This is a genomic window from Shimazuella sp. NTD250 (assembly GCF_059510375.1).
Genome location: NZ_JCAJZS010000001.1, coordinates 668,134 through 683,764, shown reverse-complemented (window position 1 = coordinate 683,764; position 15,631 = coordinate 668,134). Strand labels below are relative to the sequence as shown.

Genomic DNA, 15,631 nt, shown 5'->3' with positions numbered 1-15,631 from the left:
GGTGAAAATATCTAAGTGGCAAATATTTTGGCTCTTTTTCCTGATGAGTGTCGTCTTTTGGGCTATTAGTCCTCCCGTATTATACGCGAAACAAGATGCTTGGATTTCCATGATCTTAGCAACTTGTTTTACCGTTGGCATTACTTATTTATTAGCAAAACTATGTATGTTATATCCAAATAAAACGATTGTAGAATTTAGCCAGGAAATCATGGGGAGATGGCTAGGTAAACTACTGGTTCTTCCCTATTTTATTGCCTGGTACCTGTTAATCGTAGCATGCTTTTTTGACTTAATCGGGATTTTAAATCTTGCTGTCATCAAACAAACACCTATATCCATATTATTCTTACTGTTCCTCCTAGCTATTGCCTACCTATTATTTAAAGGCGGTTTAACCGCAATTTGTCGACTTAGTGAATGGGTGGGTCCACTCTTTTGTGTCGTTATTGTCATCATTATGGTTGCTAATATAAAACTATGGGACTGGGAACAACTTCTACCTATCTATGCAGAATCAGGATGGAAAAATATTCTCTATGGGGCATTTATCGCTACTTCCATAATGAGTTTAGTCTCCTCACTACCACTAATGCTCATCCCCTACTTTTCTAAGCCAAAGCAGGAAACCTTTACAGCTCTATGGGGTGTCAGTTCCATGTTGATTGTAATTGTCATTTGGACAGTAATATGTTTCCTTGCTTTTGGCTCTAAGGTGACAGTGGATTTGTCTTACCCCCTCATTAGCTATGTAAAAATGACTTCGATCTTTGACTTTATTCAAAATATAGAAATTTTCACTGTCTCGGTTTGGATATTACAATATCTGGTTTTGCTGTCCACCTTTACGTTTATGCTTAGCTATGGGATAGCTCAATACTTTCACCTAAAAGATTGGAAAAAAGTTTTAATTGTAGTTCTTCTGCTGGTTGGTATTGGATTCTTTGCTGTACCCAAAACAGGAATGACAAATTTAACCTTCTGGAAGACCATATGGTATCAATTGATATTTATAGTGGACATCATCGGAATTCCATTGCTTTTATGGATTGTTCATTTAATCAAAAGTCGTTTTGTTCAACAAAGGTAGTAAGAAATTAATTGATGGAGGGAGATTGCGAAGAATTTAAGGATATCCTGTTCCTATGTCTCACGAATTGAAAAACGAACGATGATCGAGTTATTTCATGAGTTTAATCGGAAGTCTTGGAAGGGCGGCAGTAGTTGGCAAAAAAGGATGGAAACCTTTAACGGAATCCATCCTTTTTGTATTACAGTTGTCCTCGTCAAGAAACGATCTTTTGCAATTCTGGTTCAAAAGAACTGTGTACCAATGTCTCAATTATTGAGGAACATTACCTGTTGCGATGGAAATACGATTCCAAGTGTTGATCTGGGTAATAGCCAATACTAGATCTATAAATTGTTGTTCACTAAAATAGGTACGAACATGATCATATAGTGAATCTGGAACGCCTTTTGATGGTAATAGAGTCATGTCTTCTGCCAATTTTAATGCCGCTTTTTCTTCGTCTGTATAGAAAGGAGATTCTTCCCAAGCATTTAAACCATAGATACGTTTTTCAGTTTCTCCTGCTTTACGAGCATCTTCTGTGTGCATGTTAATACAAAAAGCACATTTATTGATTTGGGAAACACGAATTTTAACTAGTTCCCTAATTGTTTTTGAAATGGAAGATTTCATAATATATTTTTCCATTCCATATAAGATATCGAGACTTTCACTTTTTTGTCCCGCGTAATTGATGCGTTGTGCCATGTTGAACACTCCTTTGTTGTATTGTAGACTAATTATATCGTCGATAACACAAGTTGATGATACTATCGATTTACAAATATGTCAACAGTATTTTCTGTACTTGACAGATTAATACTATTCTCACTAGGATTTATACAAGGATTAGCAATAAGAAAGTAGGAATTAGTATGGCATACAGCGTTGGAGTAGAATATAGTCTGCATTCTCTCGTTTATTTAATAGATATTCCGCCTAACACTACAATCGGGATTAAGGAACTTGCTGAATTCCAAGGAATCTCAGAAACATATCTATCCAAGATGTTTGGTAAGCTATCAAAATCAGGGATTGTTGATTCTGTTCCTGGGGTTAAAGGAGGTTATCGTTTAGCCAAAACACCAGAATCCGTTTCGTTTTGGGATGTCATTGAGGCAGTAGAAGGTGCAAAACCTATTTTCCAATGTAAAAATGTCTCATGCAAAAGTATTTTGAGTGATAAGAATGATGCAGGATGTGTGGATATGGATACACCAAATCCTTTTTGTGTAATTAATAATTCGATGCTCAGAGCGGAAGAGAAAATGCGCCAAGAGTTACGCGATAAAACATTGAGATGGTTAGATAACCAGCTCAAGAAGCATCTATCAGAGAAATTTCGGGAAGATGCAAAAGCATATTTTGCTGCAATCCGGGCGGATAAGCAGATAAAGGAAACAAAAGGTAAATAAAGCTTGGCTTATGGATGTCCAGTTTTTTAGGGCATCTTTTTTGGGCTGAAAATTCAATCGATGTCAACTAATGATGAGTTTCTACCTTAATATTTTTCCACATTAGCTCTAGGTAGGATATATTAGAAACAGTGTTTTTGAGAGTACATAAGGGTGGAGAAAAAGACCTTGTGCTTTATGGAGGTTGAAAATAAAGGTGGTAGGCTTTTTGAACAGCACTTTATATGTATCTATTTTGGATTTAGCAAAAGGAAAAGAAAAGTCTCGTGTAAAAGTGGCAAAAAAACTCTTGTCTTCTTCTGTTGAGGAAAGAGAAGAGGCTATCGTGCAAGGATTATATGCAAAAGATTTTAAGGTTCGTCGAACAACCTTCGCTTTAATTGGTGAAATGCGTGACATGGGGTTTGCGGATCAAATCCTAAAAGGATTAAAAGACAAGCATTCTGATGTCGTGCAGATGGCTGTATGGGCGATGGGTAAGCTTAGATGGAAAAAAGGTATTCCTGCTTTATCTGAGTTGTTGAACAAAGGATTTGGATTCAAAGTTACAAAGACGGTTGTTTGGGCGATAGGGGAAATTGGAGATCAATCTGCTATAGCTGATTTGAATCAACTATTGCAAGGAGCGAGCGCAAGGTTAACAGAAGGAGTACTGGTTAGTGGCATGAAGTTAGGTCACTCTGCATTTATGAAACTCATTCCATCATTGGACTGTACACAAGAAGCTGTTCAAGCTGCTTTAAAAGATGCTTCTAGTTCCAGTGGGGATATTAGAGGCGCTTTTATTCGAGCAATTGTTAGAACAAAAGATAATCAAGTGTTATCGTCCTTACTCCGTGCACTACCTTATGTTACTTTTTATGATGCTGATTATAAAAGGTTAGTAGATGACTCTCGTGAAAATGTTCGATTAGCGGTTTGCCACTCGATAGCAAATTCATTGTTACCCAAAAATATTAAGCTGTCTTATCTTATCAAATTGCTCAGTGATTCTAGTAATGCAGTTGTTAAATCTTCTTTAGAACATCTTTTTCCTTATCTGAATGAGGAAAAAGTCAAGAATAGCATAGAGTCATTAAAATTAAATCATGCCTCTCCCAAACTAAGAAATCTCGCAGAAACAATGATAGAAAATGAAACAGTATTGCAGCAGATTCAATCATTAGTTCCAAAATGGGGCCGCTACATTTTAGAAACTTTACCAGGGTTGGAAAATTTTATAGCAGAAGAGGCAGCTTTGCAAGGGGTTACACTTCATAAAGGTGTAACAGGTGATGGCTGGATCGAAGTCGTACTAGACGAATTCGACTTGGAAAAATTTCGATCATTACATACCATCATGCAGGTTCACGGTATTCTAGCTTATTTCAATGAGAAGGAAAAGGAGGATATTACCATCAATCCTTATGTTCATGATCACAACATAGGGCAGCTAACCAATCGATTTAAGGAAATAAAAATACAGTCAACAATATTCCAAACGGTACCTGTTATTACAGAAAAAGAAATGAGTAGACCTGCGAGGAGATTACGTTCCACATCTCTTGATTGGCGGGTTGCCAGAGCAATGGTTTTATGTTCAAAGCCTTCTCCACATGATGTTTTTGTTGATCCCACTTGTGGATCGGGAACTTTGTTGCTTGATCGAGCGGCATTTGGAACTTATCGTTCATTAAAAGGTGGAGATCTGGATGAGGAAGCAGTGCAGACAGCTGCTGGAAACCTAAGCGAATGTGAGAATGTTGATTTACAAGTTTGGAATGCTGCATCTCTCCCGCTAGCAGACAACAGTGTGTCTGTAATGGTATCGAACTTACCTTTCGGTCGACGCGTAGGTGATCATGAGGCAAATGTTGCCCTGTATCCATCATTTATAAAGGAAGTTAACAGAGTACTTGATTCAGGTGGAAGAGCAGTCCTATTAACGCAAGAAGTAAAATTGTTACATCATGCGATATCTCCTTATAAAAATAAATTTACGCTGGAATTAGATCAACCTGTTGAAATGGGTGGATTAACTCCACATATCATTGTGCTAAAAAAGAACTAGAGTTTGGAAGAAAAGAAGAAATATCTGTTTTTCGAGGTTTTATAGTTTTTCATAAAATACATTTCATTCAAGAAGATTAATATGTCATATGAAATTGAACTTATTTAAAGTTGTTTGTAAAATAGATGATGTAGTAGTAATTCCGTCCTGGTCTCAGAAAGTCATGGAAAGCATTTCATGGAGTTAGATGAACAACATGGAACCTACCAGATTCAAACTAGTAAATAATGATATGTTTGAAGATATTTCATTCTACAAGTAATTGTAGTACGCTATGTTATGGTCATAGTGGAACAGGAAGGTGTGTGACTACGCCTTAGCTTAATGTGACGCCCACATCTTTTCTGCAAATTTCAGGGTAAAAGGTTGGTAAAAATGAGCAACAGAGAAACGAAAACAGATGTGATTTTAATTGGTGCTGGAATCATGAGTGCGACTTTGGGGACACTTTTGAAAGAGTTAGTACCAGAATGGGAAATTACAGTGTTTGAGAAGCTCCCAAACGCAGGACAGGAAAGCTCGAATGAATGGAATAATGCGGGAACAGGACATGCTGCATTGTGTGAGCTTAACTACACGACCGAAAAATCGGATGGGTCTGTAGATATTAGTAAAGCGGTAAAAATAAATGAACAGTTTCAGCTGTCCATGCAGTTTTGGTCTTATCTTGTTAATAGAAAGCTGATAAATAATCCACATGATTTTATCATGCCATTACCTCATATGAGTTTTGTACAGGGGGAACAAGATGTAGCGTTTTTAAAGAAACGTTTTGAAGCGCTGTCAGACAATCCTCAATACCAAGATATGGAGTTTTCTGATGATCCGGAAAAACTGAAGGAATGGATTCCGCTTATCATGCAGGGCCGTGCATCGAACGAACCTATAGCAGCAACAAAAATAGATTCTGGAACAGATGTCAACTTCGGTGCTTTGACGCGCATGTTATTTGACCACTTAGAGCGTAAAAATGTCGATATTCACTACAAACATAGTGTGACTAATATGAAACGTACAAGCGACGGGTTGTGGGAATTAAAAGTACGGGATCTCGATAGTGGAGATACGAAACGTCATACTGCAAAATTTGTCTTTATAGGTGGAGGAGGAGGAAGTCTGCATTTATTGCAAAAATCTGGTATTCCAGAAGGAAAGCATATCGGTGGATTTCCAGTAAGCGGAATATTTATGGTCTGCAATAATCCAGATGTCATCACACAGCATCATGCAAAAGTATACGGTAAAGCTAAGGTTGGTGCTCCGCCAATGTCTGTTCCGCATCTGGACACCAGATATATCGAAAATAAAAAATTGTTATTATTTGGGCCATTTGCTGGTTTCTCACCAAAGTTTTTAAAAACTGGTTCCATGTTCGATTTAGTAACTTCCATAAAACCAAATAATGTCCTAACAATGTTGGCGGCAGGTGCAAAAGAGATGTCACTGACGAAATACTTGATTCAGCAAGTGATGCTGTCGAAAGAACAGCGCATGGAAGAGTTACGTGAGTTTATCCCAAACGCTAAAAGTGAAGATTGGGATTTAGTAGTGGCAGGCCAGCGTGTACAAGTTATCAAAGATACGGATAACGGAAAAGGGACGCTTCAATTCGGTACGGAAGTAATTACGGCTGCTGATGGCTCGATTGCTGCATTGCTAGGCGCTTCTCCCGGTGCTTCTACAGCTGTTCATGTGATGCTTGAAGTCGTCAAAAGATGTTTCCCGCACCAGATAGAAGAGTGGGAAGCAAAAATCAAAGAAATGATACCCTCTTATGGTGTGTCGCTACGGGAAAACCCATCGCTTCTGCACGAAATTCATGCTTTAACAGTGCAGACGCTAGGTCTAACCGAAAAAGCAGCTGGTTTTTAGCTATTTTTGAAGGTGAAAATCAAGGTATAAATGAAAAAATAAGATTTTTTATTATTTTGGCGCATGTCATAAGTCTGCATGCGCTTTTTCCTTTTACAAACATGCCTATATGTTTTTTTGTAAATAGCTAAATCCAAGAAATGAAAATCAACATGGAGTAGCTTCTAGTCATGTCCCAAAGTAATGGAAATCAAATCAACCTTAAACGGCAAAAGTGATCATTATTTGCAAATTAGGGAAAACTTGTTAATTTTTGTGTTTTCTATTATAATAAGAATAGTCTTCTAAAAAGAAGAGCTATATTCCTATGATGTATGATTACGATACTATGAATTGAAGGGGTGCAGTTTAATTGGAAAAAGAGTTGTTAATGGAAACAGTGATTGGTGATATCCAAGTATCAGAAAGCGATATCGAATCTTCTCTAGGACTTAGCGATAGCTATGGTCGAACCGACATATGTTGGTAGGTTAGTCCATTAGTCTTCTAGAAAAAGACAGTTGGCAAACCGTATATAGCCCTGTAAAAAAGCTTTTCGATGCTGAACAAACCACTCGTGTGTGAACGGGTGGTTTTGATTCATCATAAAAATAGGGGGTTAATGGAGATAAAAGATATACTATCTGAATCAAAAGTAGCTATGTTGCATTTTATTGATCATGAATTAGAGGAAGCGATCGCTCAAGTAAGGACAAAGATGCAAGACTCTGATCTTGTACATGTTGACTTAGTATTGAATGATTTGATCCCATACATTCATTTCAAGACATTTCATCTATTGGGAAAAGCGTTGGTACTGGAACTCAACTATCAACGAGTAGACGGAAAATTAGAAGGAGATTCCCCGCGAACGAGATTTGCTTTTTTTTGTTATCAATTGTCTTTGAAAGAACATAAAAAAGCTTTTTGGGAGAAATATCCTGTCCTCCAAGACCAATTGTACATCTTACTCTCTAATTGGGTTTCTTCGCTCTCCTTTTTGATTGATGCTCTGCAATCGGATTGGGATCAGATCAATCATACATTTGGAGAAAACGGTGTTATTGGAAAGGTAAAGGGCATGGAGTTAGGCTTGGGAGATGAACATAATTTTGGTAAAACGGTGACAAAATTAATGTTTGATACTGGTATCGAACTCATTTATAAGCCACGATCCATTGCAGTTGAAAAACACTTTCAGCAATTGCTGTGCTGGTTAAATGAAAGTAGTGGATTTCAGTTTAAGTTGTTAACGATGATTAGCAGCCAACATAGTGGTTGGGTAGAAGTAGTGAAACAGGAAACCTGTAAACAAGAAGAGGAACTTGTCTTTTTTTATGAGCATTTAGGGGGATTATTAGCTGTTTTGTATGTGTTTGATGCAACAGATATACATCAAGAAAACTGTATTGCAGTAGGAAAATATCCCGTGATTGTCGATACAGAGTCTCTGTTCCATCCGCGAATCGGGAAGAAGGACCCATTAAGTGATTCTGTAATTCGAACATGTTTGGTACCGATTAGAATTCGAGGAAAAGATCAAACGGATGGGATTGATATTAGCGGATTTGGTGGAGAAGAAGGGCAGGTTATCCCAAATAAGAGGGGTTATTGGAAAGAGGAAGGAACAGATACCATGCATTTGGTATACAAGGAGGTCAAGTCGTCACCTTCTGAAAATAGACCATCGCAAAATGGAAAATCTGTATCTGCGTATGATTATGCGGATTCCTTTATCTATGGATTTCAAAAGATGTACCTGTTTTTAACAGAATATAAACATGAACTTATCAGGCGTACTGATTTGTTTCGATCTGATTCGATTCGTGTGATTCTCCGCGATACTAGGACTTACGGGCTACTGCTTAGAGATGCGAATCATCCAAAGCTGGTACAATCGAATGATGTTCAAAAGTCTTTTTTTGCTAATTATTTGAAACTCGCACTCAAAGATCAAGGTTATCTAGGTGACGTACTGGAGTGGGAGATAAATAGTTTAAAAATAATGGATATTCCTTATTTTAAATCATCACCTGACTCTTGTAGTCTTTGGAACGATAAAGGAGGAGAGATAAAAAATTTTTTCTCTTCTTCCTCTCAGGCGTTGGTGAATGAAAGAATTTTGTCGCTTTCCAAGGAAAATATGGAACGACAATCTTGGGTGATTCGTGCTGCTTTGTCTATTTTAGATCCAAAGAAGCACGAAGAGAAACTATCAGTCATGAGAAAAAGGGATGTAGGTATTGGTCTTGTGACAGATTGGCTGCAACCAGCATTAGCTATTGGTGATCATCTGATACAAACCTATAAAATTCAAGATGATTGGATTGGTCTTCATCAAACGAACAATGGTTGGAAGTTAACAGGACTGGATCATGATTTTTATAATGGGCTGTCTGGTATTGCTTTATTTATGGGTTATCTAGGAGAACTATCAAGAAAGAATCGTTTTACAACGATAGCAAAGGATATCTGCGAGAAAATATGGGAAATGTTTCAGAATACAGATACAAACGATTTACCTATCGGTGTTTTTTCAGGCTGGAGTGGGGTCGCTTATGTCTTTTTGCATCTCTCCAAGCTATGGGGAGATCAATCATTACTTAAGCAGGCGATATCTATCGTTCAGCATCTAGACATTCCTGAGAAAGATCAAGAACTGGATTGGATAGGTGGATCTGCGGGGACTTTGCTGATCTTGCTTCGTTTGTATGAAGCTACTGGGGACTCCCAACTGAAACAAATTGCGATTCGATATGGAGATCGCTTACTTGATATAGCGTCTCCGATGGACACTGGTATTGGTTGGTCATCAGTAAAGGATCGTCAACCTTTAACTGGCATGGCTCATGGAGCTTCTGGTTTTTCGTTATCCTTGTCTGAACTTTATACCAATACAGGTGATAAACGATATAAAGAGGCAGTGCGAAAATCGCTGGCATATGAGCGAAGTCAGTATAACCCAAACGAGAGAAACTGGATAGATTTACGTAGTTCCAGTTATGTTGTGAAATGGTGTGCAGGAGCAGTCGGCGTTGGTTTTTCTCGTTTGAGGCTGATTCCGATCATGGATGATCCTGTACTACAAGAGGAATTACACATCTCAGCAGATACTACCCTTGCAAGGGGATTTGGAAACAACCACTCTTTATGTCACGGTGATCTCGGAAATCTCGATTTCTTGGTTTTAGCCAATAGGTTTCTCGAAGATAGCCGATGGAGGAAACAAATAGAAAATATTAAATCATATGTAGGAGACAGTTTGGTGAGAAATGATTGGTGCTGTGGAACTCCTCAGCAAGTGAGAACACCAGGGTTTATGACTGGACTTGCTGGTATTGGTTATGGTGCCCTTCGTATGGTTGCTCCTGAGGTTGTTCCCTGTGTTTTGGTATTAGAATAAGACCTCATTGAAGAATTGCTGTCTAGTCGATTGGATAATAAAGTAGATAGTGATGAAGAAATATGCTAAACCACTCACGCACCGAGTGGTATTTTTACGTTCAAAACTAGAAGAGGCGGTATTCATGAAGGATTAATATTTAAAATTTGTAAGAGTTCTGTCCATAGATGAATAATATACAAAACATGGATTGCATGATATTTGAAAAAGTAATTTAGAAGTAGAGAAGTGAATCAAAAGCAAATAGAAAACCTGTCAATAAATCTAAATTATAGTATAATGATTTTATAGAAAAATCAAAATTCATGTATTGCAAAGAAAAGGAGGGGTAATTTGTTTCTTTTATCCATCATGAGCTTTTTTATCTTTGCTATCAGTGGAGTTCAATTGATTTCAGGAGGCTATTTGTTAGTTGGTATTCCAGCGCTGGTAGTTTCTGGAGTGGTTCCAGTTCTATCTTCGTTTTTCAGTGGCCCAAGTTTAAATAGTTATGGTAGTGACGGCAGTTGGGATGATGACGGTGGTTGCTGTGATGCTCAGGGATGTGGATGTGGTCCATGCTGGTATGTGAAATAATTCATGTGAGGAGCCGATAAAGTAATTTAGAAGGCTTAAAACCAGTAACGTCACACGAAGTGCATTTTAATCAAATAATGATAATCACCGATTCTCCAATTAGAATCGGTTTTTTTATTAATAGGCACAAGAAGTCCCCGGCTTCTAGCCCTGACTTCACGAAGTAGACGAATTCTATACGAGTCAGACATGTCCGGTCTGCAAGAAGAAAATCTCTTCTCGAAACTATCGATGCAGGTGGAGTATAACGAACACTGAGATATCCATGAAGCAAGAAATATCTTTTCCAAAGCTCTATATGGTAAGATACTACATATAGTCACAATTACCAATTGAAAATATTTACAAATTGCTAAAGTAAGAAGTAGTAGGTGGGTTGTTCCGCCCCTTGCACCTTCTGATGTATGTTGCTTACTTAGGAACCCGAGAGGATTCCCGGTTCTCAGACCTGAATTTCCCAAGTGTAACCTTGGTGGATGCAGGAACTTCTTTGCTTTTTATGGTAAGAAATCCCCGCCTCTAAGTTTGAGCGAAGGTTCATTTATTAGTCGTTACATATTTTTATTTCAGGAGGAATCGTATGGACATGAAAGCATTGTTATTGCACGGATGGGAAATTGGTTACGACAAACAAGACTGGTATCCTCCGTTGGCGGATGCGCTCAAAGACATTACGGCGGAGCAAGCGAATTGGAAGCCTGAAGGCGCTCCGATCAATACGATCTGGGAGAACGTTCACCATTTGACGTTTTACAAGGAACGGTTCCTGAAGCGTCTAACGGGTGAAGAAACCGAGAATCCTTCAGGTTTGACAAACAACGACACATTTGCCGTCACTTCTGTAGAACCGTCCGCTTGGGAAGAATCTGTTAAGAAACTGGACGACGTACATCAATCGATTCGCAACATCATTGCTGGGTACAGCGATTACGATTTGGAGCGCGAGATTCCGGACCCTGTTGGCATGTGGTTATACAGCCTCATTCTTCACGATGCGTATCACACCGGGCAAATTATACAAATCTGCAAACTTCAAGGTTCTTGGCCGGCTAAGCGGTCATTCGGAGAATCCTGAAATAAATTCATGGCGATAAACAGATTCTGAGGCAATAAACCCAATAGAGGAAAAGTGAAGACCTGAGGGGATGTCTTGTATCTGGCTCCATATTTCGCTTTTGGTTGCCATACCCCAATCAAGCTAAAAAATAGAATAGTATTAGAAAAACGCTATTTTTTCTATAGGGATATAGGAAGAATAGCGTTTTGCAATGAATCTCCCAATTTTTCAATTGTGATGTGGACTCAAATAAAGAATGATAACAATCCCTTCAAGTCAAAGGATTTGCTGATATATAGTATATTGTCCAGTTCAATAGACGAATATAGAACCAGGAAAGAAAAACTTAGAAATTTGCTTCCATTTTCCTCCTTTCTTTATCCGAAATATTCGGTATAATGAAAATTGGAAAGTAATTGGAAAGAAGGAAAATTTGTGGTTAGAGAGAAGCGAATGCTAGAAAGTCGTTTGGAGAAATTCGCCAGAAAAGCAGCAGTAGAAAAGCTTGCCAAAATCAGGAGATATCGAATGATGCTATTTTCAGTGGGATTGAGTATGATCGTATTTGTAGCTTACTCAGTTATTTTTCCAGTCCCAGTCAAAGAAGGTACTATGCATGTGATAAATGACCATCAAGCCCTTCCTCTTCAATCTGAAAATGCAGATTTTACGATCATAAAAGAAAAAACAAATAAGCCAATACAAACAAGAGATAAAAAAACAATGCCCCCTACAGCGTATCAAAGCATGGACAAACAAGAAGAAGTTGCACCAGCATCTAGCCAAGTTGTAACAGAAAAAATAACTGTATTCCCAGTAAAACCGAAAGAAAATCGAGCAAAAAACATTCCGTCTCAAATCTATCCCGAGTGGCATGAAAATAAAACATATCAAGCAGGGGAGCGGGTGATGTATAAGGATAAAGAATATCAAGCCAATGAGACAAACAAGAACTCTCCGCCTGATGAAAATAATGTTTTGCTTGGGGGTTCATGGGATGAAGTGGGAGAATGAGATTAACTCCATTCTACCACTAATAAAATTTGATCCATAAAAATTCGCTTCGCCAACACTCCATTTTCGATTCCAATCCATTTATCATGGAAGGAAATTTCTGTAATATATCCACTGAATTGATGATCACCAAAAGGGGTTTGAAACAAAATGAGGAGTGGTTTTTCTTTTGTAAACGCAGTTTCTAATTTGTACATAAGGTCGTTTTCCATCGTGATATAAGGAACAGCTGGTAATGAAGTAGTTTGATTGGATTCTAATAAAAGACGATTCATGGCAAAACCTCCCGAACAAAAGTTCTGTTACTCTTATTATAACCAAATATTTGTTCGGGTCAAGAGGAACAAATCATATTTTCTTTTCTAGAATAATGGATAACCATTATTCTTTCCATTCCTTCTGGTAATTTTTTGCGGGAAAACGCTTGCAAAGTAGCACAAATTGTTTATAAACTTAAAAAGGGGGGTTATAGGATGCAAGTATGTTTACCGATTGAGGTGCGATCCACAGAGATCGATGTGATGGGGCACGTGAATAATGCCAAGTATTTGGAGTATATGGAGTGGGGCAGAGAAGAGTGGTATAACCAAGCAAAACTGCCTTTTGATGAATTTACTCAGATGGGAATAGGCACGGTGACGGTTAGTATTCATATCCAATATCGGAAAGAAGCCACCCTTGGTGAAAAACTGATGATTAAAACAAGGCCGTTGCGCTGTGGAAATAGTAGTTTTGTCTTTTTCCAAGAGATTCATAATGAAAAAGGAGAAGTGGTCGCTGATGCAGAAGTCATCAGTGTAACGATCGATTTGAAAAATCGAAAGAGCAAACCACTTCCAGAATTGCTCAGGCGTTATTTTGATTGACGAAGGGAGCGAAGTTCTTCCAAAACGCCTTCGATTTCCATCAAGGTCAGTTTCCCTTGTTTCTTGCTTACATACTCATATAACTCAAAGATATCATCATAATTAGCTTCCGAATAATCTTCCGGCTGGATCAAGGCAGCATTTACCACATTTAATTGACTTTTGATCTCTAGGATCAGTGTTTCTAAGTTCTTATTGGTATTCAAAAGTTCTCATCCTTTTTGTTTGGGGAATTATTGCTATGTATGACCGTCAGTATATCATATTTTTGTACACCTTTAACGTCTTGAGAGACTATTATGAGTGTCACGATTTACTTGAAGATTTGTGGTTAGAAGAAGGACGAGAGCCTTTCTACCAAGGATTGCTTCAAGTAGCAGTTTCCTGTTACCACATGAAAAATGGGAATCGTGCAGGAGCGATCAAACTGATGCAGTCTGCTATTCCCAAGTTATCCTTATATCCAGCTAGCTGGCTTGGGATAAAAGTAGATAAAGTGATCACGGATGCAACTGTTTACTTAAATGAGTTGACAGCAGATCGCAAAAAGATACCCGAAGAGATATGGATTGAAATTTGGGACCCAAAATTGATTGAGTTAGTTGAACAAGTAAAGTTTCCATAGTGCTAGGCATTCCCGTAGTTTATGATACGGGCCAAATAATACAGTGGAGTGTGCTGGTGCAGGGGAAACCTCAAGATTAGCTTGCTTCGCATAGATTAATGCTCGATACATATGGTAGTCATGTGTGACGAGGTAAAGCGAATGAATAGGAATACCGTTCAATAAAGCCTTTGTATTTTGTAAGTTTTCTTTTGTGTTACGGGATTTATCTTCTAAAATCATCTTATCAACAGGTACACGATGCTCGAGTAAATAGGTTCTCATCGCATTTGCCTCTGATTGCTGTTCATCATCACCTAATCCACCAGATAAGATAAAATAATCTATTTTCCCCATTCGATATAGTTTAAGAGCAGCATTTAATCTTTCTCTTAGTGCAGGAGAAGGTTTATTATGCCAAAGAGAGGCTCCCAGTACAATCGCAGCATCGCGTTTCTTGTTATCAGGGTATTGGTTGTCATAAAAGGATACTTTTATATATTGGTATATGATCGAGAGACACAAAAACAGGAGACAGCCCAATATAAACCATAAGCTTTTATTCATTTTGATGTTCGTCCACCCCTTGAGGTACCATTGGGCAATTGGTTAGCTGAGAAGGATCAGGATGATCGATAATAAACTTTCCGTTTTCTCGGTTCATATCAATCGATATGCCGTGTAACCATTGTTCATCATCAGGATACCAGACAAAAGGGATATTTCGAACTTTGGTTTTTTGGTATTCAGGTTTTTGTTCGATCACTTCTAAACCAAACGATGGTGTATTGCATCCGGAAGTGAGCAGCACAATGCGGATGGCAAGGGGTATATCAATCGTTTCTTGAAATAATAATAGTCGTAGTTTTGTCGCAGCTAATTCTGTTAATTTAATTTCCATCATTATCACCACTGTTTATTTTAAACCTTAATATCACTATTGCATAGGATATGGTAAACTAAAAATTGTAATCATAGCTATAAACTTAAGTTCATTGAACTTAGATACATATGTAGGAGGGCAAACCAATGGCAATCGAACGCGAAGCAGCTATTACCTTTAAAGGCGCTGCGAAAACTTTAGTAGGACCAGAAATCAAAGTAGGAGATCAAGCTCCTTCCTTTACTGTGCTTGCAAATGATCTATCTCCTGTAACATTAGAAGATAGCAAAGGGCAAGTACGTATTATTAGTGTTGTTCCTTCATTGGACACAGGTGTATGTGATGCCCAAACTCGTCGTTTCAACGAAGAAGCTAGCAAATTAGACAATGTAAAAGTATTGACAGTCAGCGTGGATCTTCCATTTGCTCAAAAACGTTGGTGCGGAGCAGCTGGGATCGATCAAGTGCAAACCGTATCTGACCATCGTGATCTTTCTTTTGGGACAGCTTTTGGTGTTGTGATTAAAGACCTTCGTCTTCTCACTCGTGCTGTATTTGTAATCGATAAAAATGATAAAGTAGTGTATGTGGAATATTGCTCAGAAGCTACCAATCATCCAAACTATGAAGCACCAGTGGAAGCTGCAAAAAAAGCAAATCAAGCTTAATAATGGTAATAAAAAACGACTTCAATGATATTGTATGGGGTCGTTTTTTTTATCAATTTTTAGTTAGTTGAAATTATTTTCCATAAAATTATCAGAATAAACATAATAAAATTATTGATTGGTAAATGAAGGGCAAATATACAAAATTTACAAATGTGTGTTTTTTAGTAAT

The 15,631-nt window shown here is 38.0% G+C and carries 16 protein-coding genes and 1 pseudogene; 12 read left to right on the top strand and 5 right to left on the bottom strand.

Features of this window, described 5'->3' with window-relative positions; all coding sequences use genetic code 11:
* The first annotated feature begins 1 nt into the window (after nucleotide 1).
* Nucleotides 2-1,090: a GerAB/ArcD/ProY family transporter gene (locus AC5WOF_RS03680; protein WP_496048582.1), complete on the top strand. Its 1,089-nt coding sequence runs from the start codon at nucleotides 2-4 to the stop codon at nucleotides 1,088-1,090.
* 252 nt (nucleotides 1,091-1,342) lie between these two features.
* On the opposite strand, the gene AC5WOF_RS03675 is transcribed toward AC5WOF_RS03680, so the two are convergent.
* Nucleotides 1,343-1,780, bottom strand: coding sequence for a carboxymuconolactone decarboxylase family protein (locus tag AC5WOF_RS03675; RefSeq protein ID WP_496048581.1), 438 nt, complete (start codon nucleotides 1,778-1,780; stop codon nucleotides 1,343-1,345).
* 167 nt (nucleotides 1,781-1,947) lie between these two features.
* Here AC5WOF_RS03675 and AC5WOF_RS03670 point away from each other — a divergent pair, with 167 nt between their 5' ends.
* The 8 genes and pseudogenes from AC5WOF_RS03670 (at nucleotide 1,948) to AC5WOF_RS03635 (ending at nucleotide 12,438) form a co-directional block, all read left to right on the top strand.
* Nucleotides 1,948-2,487, top strand: coding sequence for an Rrf2 family transcriptional regulator (locus AC5WOF_RS03670; protein WP_496048580.1), 540 nt, complete (start codon nucleotides 1,948-1,950; stop codon nucleotides 2,485-2,487).
* Between the two features lie 208 nt (nucleotides 2,488-2,695).
* Nucleotides 2,696-4,537: a HEAT repeat domain-containing protein gene (locus tag AC5WOF_RS03665; protein ID WP_496048579.1), complete on the top strand. Its 1,842-nt coding sequence runs from the start codon at nucleotides 2,696-2,698 to the stop codon at nucleotides 4,535-4,537.
* A gap of 375 nt (nucleotides 4,538-4,912) precedes the next feature.
* On the top strand, nucleotides 4,913-6,409 hold the full coding sequence (locus AC5WOF_RS03660) for a malate:quinone oxidoreductase (RefSeq protein WP_496048578.1): 1,497 nt from the start codon (nucleotides 4,913-4,915) through the stop codon (nucleotides 6,407-6,409).
* Between the two features lie 601 nt (nucleotides 6,410-7,010).
* A complete protein-coding gene (locus AC5WOF_RS03655; RefSeq protein WP_496048577.1) occupies nucleotides 7,011-9,791 on the top strand; it encodes a type 2 lanthipeptide synthetase LanM family protein in 2,781 nt (926 codons plus the stop codon).
* A 333-nt stretch (nucleotides 9,792-10,124) separates the two neighbouring features.
* Nucleotides 10,125-10,367, top strand: a complete 243-nt coding sequence (locus AC5WOF_RS03650; protein ID WP_496048576.1) for a hypothetical protein — start codon at nucleotides 10,125-10,127, stop codon at nucleotides 10,365-10,367.
* Nucleotides 10,368-10,557: 190 nt separating this feature from the next.
* A pseudogene (locus AC5WOF_RS03645) lies at nucleotides 10,558-10,686 on the top strand (hypothetical protein); the annotation flags it as partial.
* Nucleotides 10,687-10,947: 261 nt separating this feature from the next.
* Nucleotides 10,948-11,442 carry a DinB family protein gene (locus AC5WOF_RS03640; protein WP_496048575.1) on the top strand — a complete coding sequence of 165 codons (495 nt, stop codon included), beginning with the start codon at nucleotides 10,948-10,950 and terminating at the stop codon, nucleotides 11,440-11,442.
* 417 nt (nucleotides 11,443-11,859) lie between these two features.
* On the top strand, nucleotides 11,860-12,438 hold the full coding sequence (locus AC5WOF_RS03635; protein ID WP_496048574.1) for a carbohydrate-binding protein: 579 nt from the start codon (nucleotides 11,860-11,862) through the stop codon (nucleotides 12,436-12,438).
* A gap of 2 nt (nucleotides 12,439-12,440) precedes the next feature.
* On the opposite strand, the gene AC5WOF_RS03630 is transcribed toward AC5WOF_RS03635, so the two are convergent.
* Nucleotides 12,441-12,713, bottom strand: a complete 273-nt coding sequence (locus AC5WOF_RS03630) for a hypothetical protein (RefSeq protein WP_496048573.1) — start codon at nucleotides 12,711-12,713, stop codon at nucleotides 12,441-12,443.
* Between the two features lie 198 nt (nucleotides 12,714-12,911).
* Here AC5WOF_RS03630 and AC5WOF_RS03625 point away from each other — a divergent pair, with 198 nt between their 5' ends.
* Complete coding sequence (locus AC5WOF_RS03625; RefSeq protein WP_496048572.1) at nucleotides 12,912-13,304, top strand: acyl-CoA thioesterase; 393 nt, start codon at nucleotides 12,912-12,914, stop codon at nucleotides 13,302-13,304.
* Here the strand turns inward: AC5WOF_RS03625 and AC5WOF_RS03620 are convergent.
* Complete coding sequence (locus tag AC5WOF_RS03620; protein ID WP_496048571.1) at nucleotides 13,292-13,510, bottom strand: DUF1128 family protein; 219 nt, start codon at nucleotides 13,508-13,510, stop codon at nucleotides 13,292-13,294. The genes AC5WOF_RS03625 and AC5WOF_RS03620 overlap by 13 nt on opposite strands.
* 35 nt (nucleotides 13,511-13,545) lie before the next feature.
* Between AC5WOF_RS03620 and AC5WOF_RS03615 the strand changes: the two genes are divergently transcribed.
* Entirely contained in the window at nucleotides 13,546-13,929 is a 384-nt protein-coding gene (locus tag AC5WOF_RS03615) for a DUF309 domain-containing protein (RefSeq protein ID WP_496048570.1), read from the top strand.
* Here AC5WOF_RS03615 and AC5WOF_RS03610 read toward each other — a convergent pair.
* Together AC5WOF_RS03610 and AC5WOF_RS03605 are read right to left on the bottom strand one after the other, a co-directional pair.
* A complete protein-coding gene (locus AC5WOF_RS03610; RefSeq protein WP_496048569.1) occupies nucleotides 13,903-14,475 on the bottom strand; it encodes a YdcF family protein in 573 nt (190 codons plus the stop codon). The genes AC5WOF_RS03615 and AC5WOF_RS03610 overlap by 27 nt on opposite strands.
* The gene (locus tag AC5WOF_RS03605) at nucleotides 14,468-14,809 is read right to left on the bottom strand and encodes an iron-sulfur cluster biosynthesis family protein (RefSeq protein WP_496048568.1); all 342 of its coding nucleotides are present in this window, start codon (nucleotides 14,807-14,809) and stop codon (nucleotides 14,468-14,470) included. Before AC5WOF_RS03605 ends, AC5WOF_RS03610 begins: the two co-directional genes overlap by 8 nt.
* A 128-nt stretch (nucleotides 14,810-14,937) precedes the next feature.
* Here AC5WOF_RS03605 and tpx point away from each other — a divergent pair, with 128 nt between their 5' ends.
* Nucleotides 14,938-15,459, top strand: coding sequence for a thiol peroxidase (gene tpx, locus AC5WOF_RS03600; protein WP_496048567.1), 522 nt, complete (start codon nucleotides 14,938-14,940; stop codon nucleotides 15,457-15,459).
* Nucleotides 15,460-15,631 lie beyond the last annotated feature (172 nt).

What these genes read in the sequence shown, in the direction of transcription:
- AC5WOF_RS03675 (WP_496048581.1), bottom strand. Translation starts at nt 1,780, where the DNA reads ATGGCACAACGCATCAATTACGCGGGACAAAAAAGTGAAAGTCTCGAT.
- AC5WOF_RS03670 (WP_496048580.1), top strand. Translation starts at nt 1,948, where the DNA reads ATGGCATACAGCGTTGGAGTAGAATATAGTCTGCATTCTCTCGTTTAT.
- AC5WOF_RS03660 (WP_496048578.1), top strand. Translation starts at nt 4,913, where the DNA reads ATGAGCAACAGAGAAACGAAAACAGATGTGATTTTAATTGGTGCTGGA.
- AC5WOF_RS03655 (WP_496048577.1), top strand. Translation starts at nt 7,011, where the DNA reads ATGGAGATAAAAGATATACTATCTGAATCAAAAGTAGCTATGTTGCAT.
- AC5WOF_RS03640 (WP_496048575.1), top strand. Translation starts at nt 10,948, where the DNA reads ATGGACATGAAAGCATTGTTATTGCACGGATGGGAAATTGGTTACGAC.
- AC5WOF_RS03630 (WP_496048573.1), bottom strand. Translation starts at nt 12,713, where the DNA reads ATGAATCGTCTTTTATTAGAATCCAATCAAACTACTTCATTACCAGCT.
- AC5WOF_RS03625 (WP_496048572.1), top strand. Translation starts at nt 12,912, where the DNA reads ATGCAAGTATGTTTACCGATTGAGGTGCGATCCACAGAGATCGATGTG.
- AC5WOF_RS03615 (WP_496048570.1), top strand. Translation starts at nt 13,546, where the DNA reads ATGTATGACCGTCAGTATATCATATTTTTGTACACCTTTAACGTCTTG.
- AC5WOF_RS03610 (WP_496048569.1), bottom strand. Translation starts at nt 14,475, where the DNA reads ATGAATAAAAGCTTATGGTTTATATTGGGCTGTCTCCTGTTTTTGTGT.
- AC5WOF_RS03605 (WP_496048568.1), bottom strand. Translation starts at nt 14,809, where the DNA reads ATGGAAATTAAATTAACAGAATTAGCTGCGACAAAACTACGACTATTA.
- tpx (WP_496048567.1), top strand. Translation starts at nt 14,938, where the DNA reads ATGGCAATCGAACGCGAAGCAGCTATTACCTTTAAAGGCGCTGCGAAA.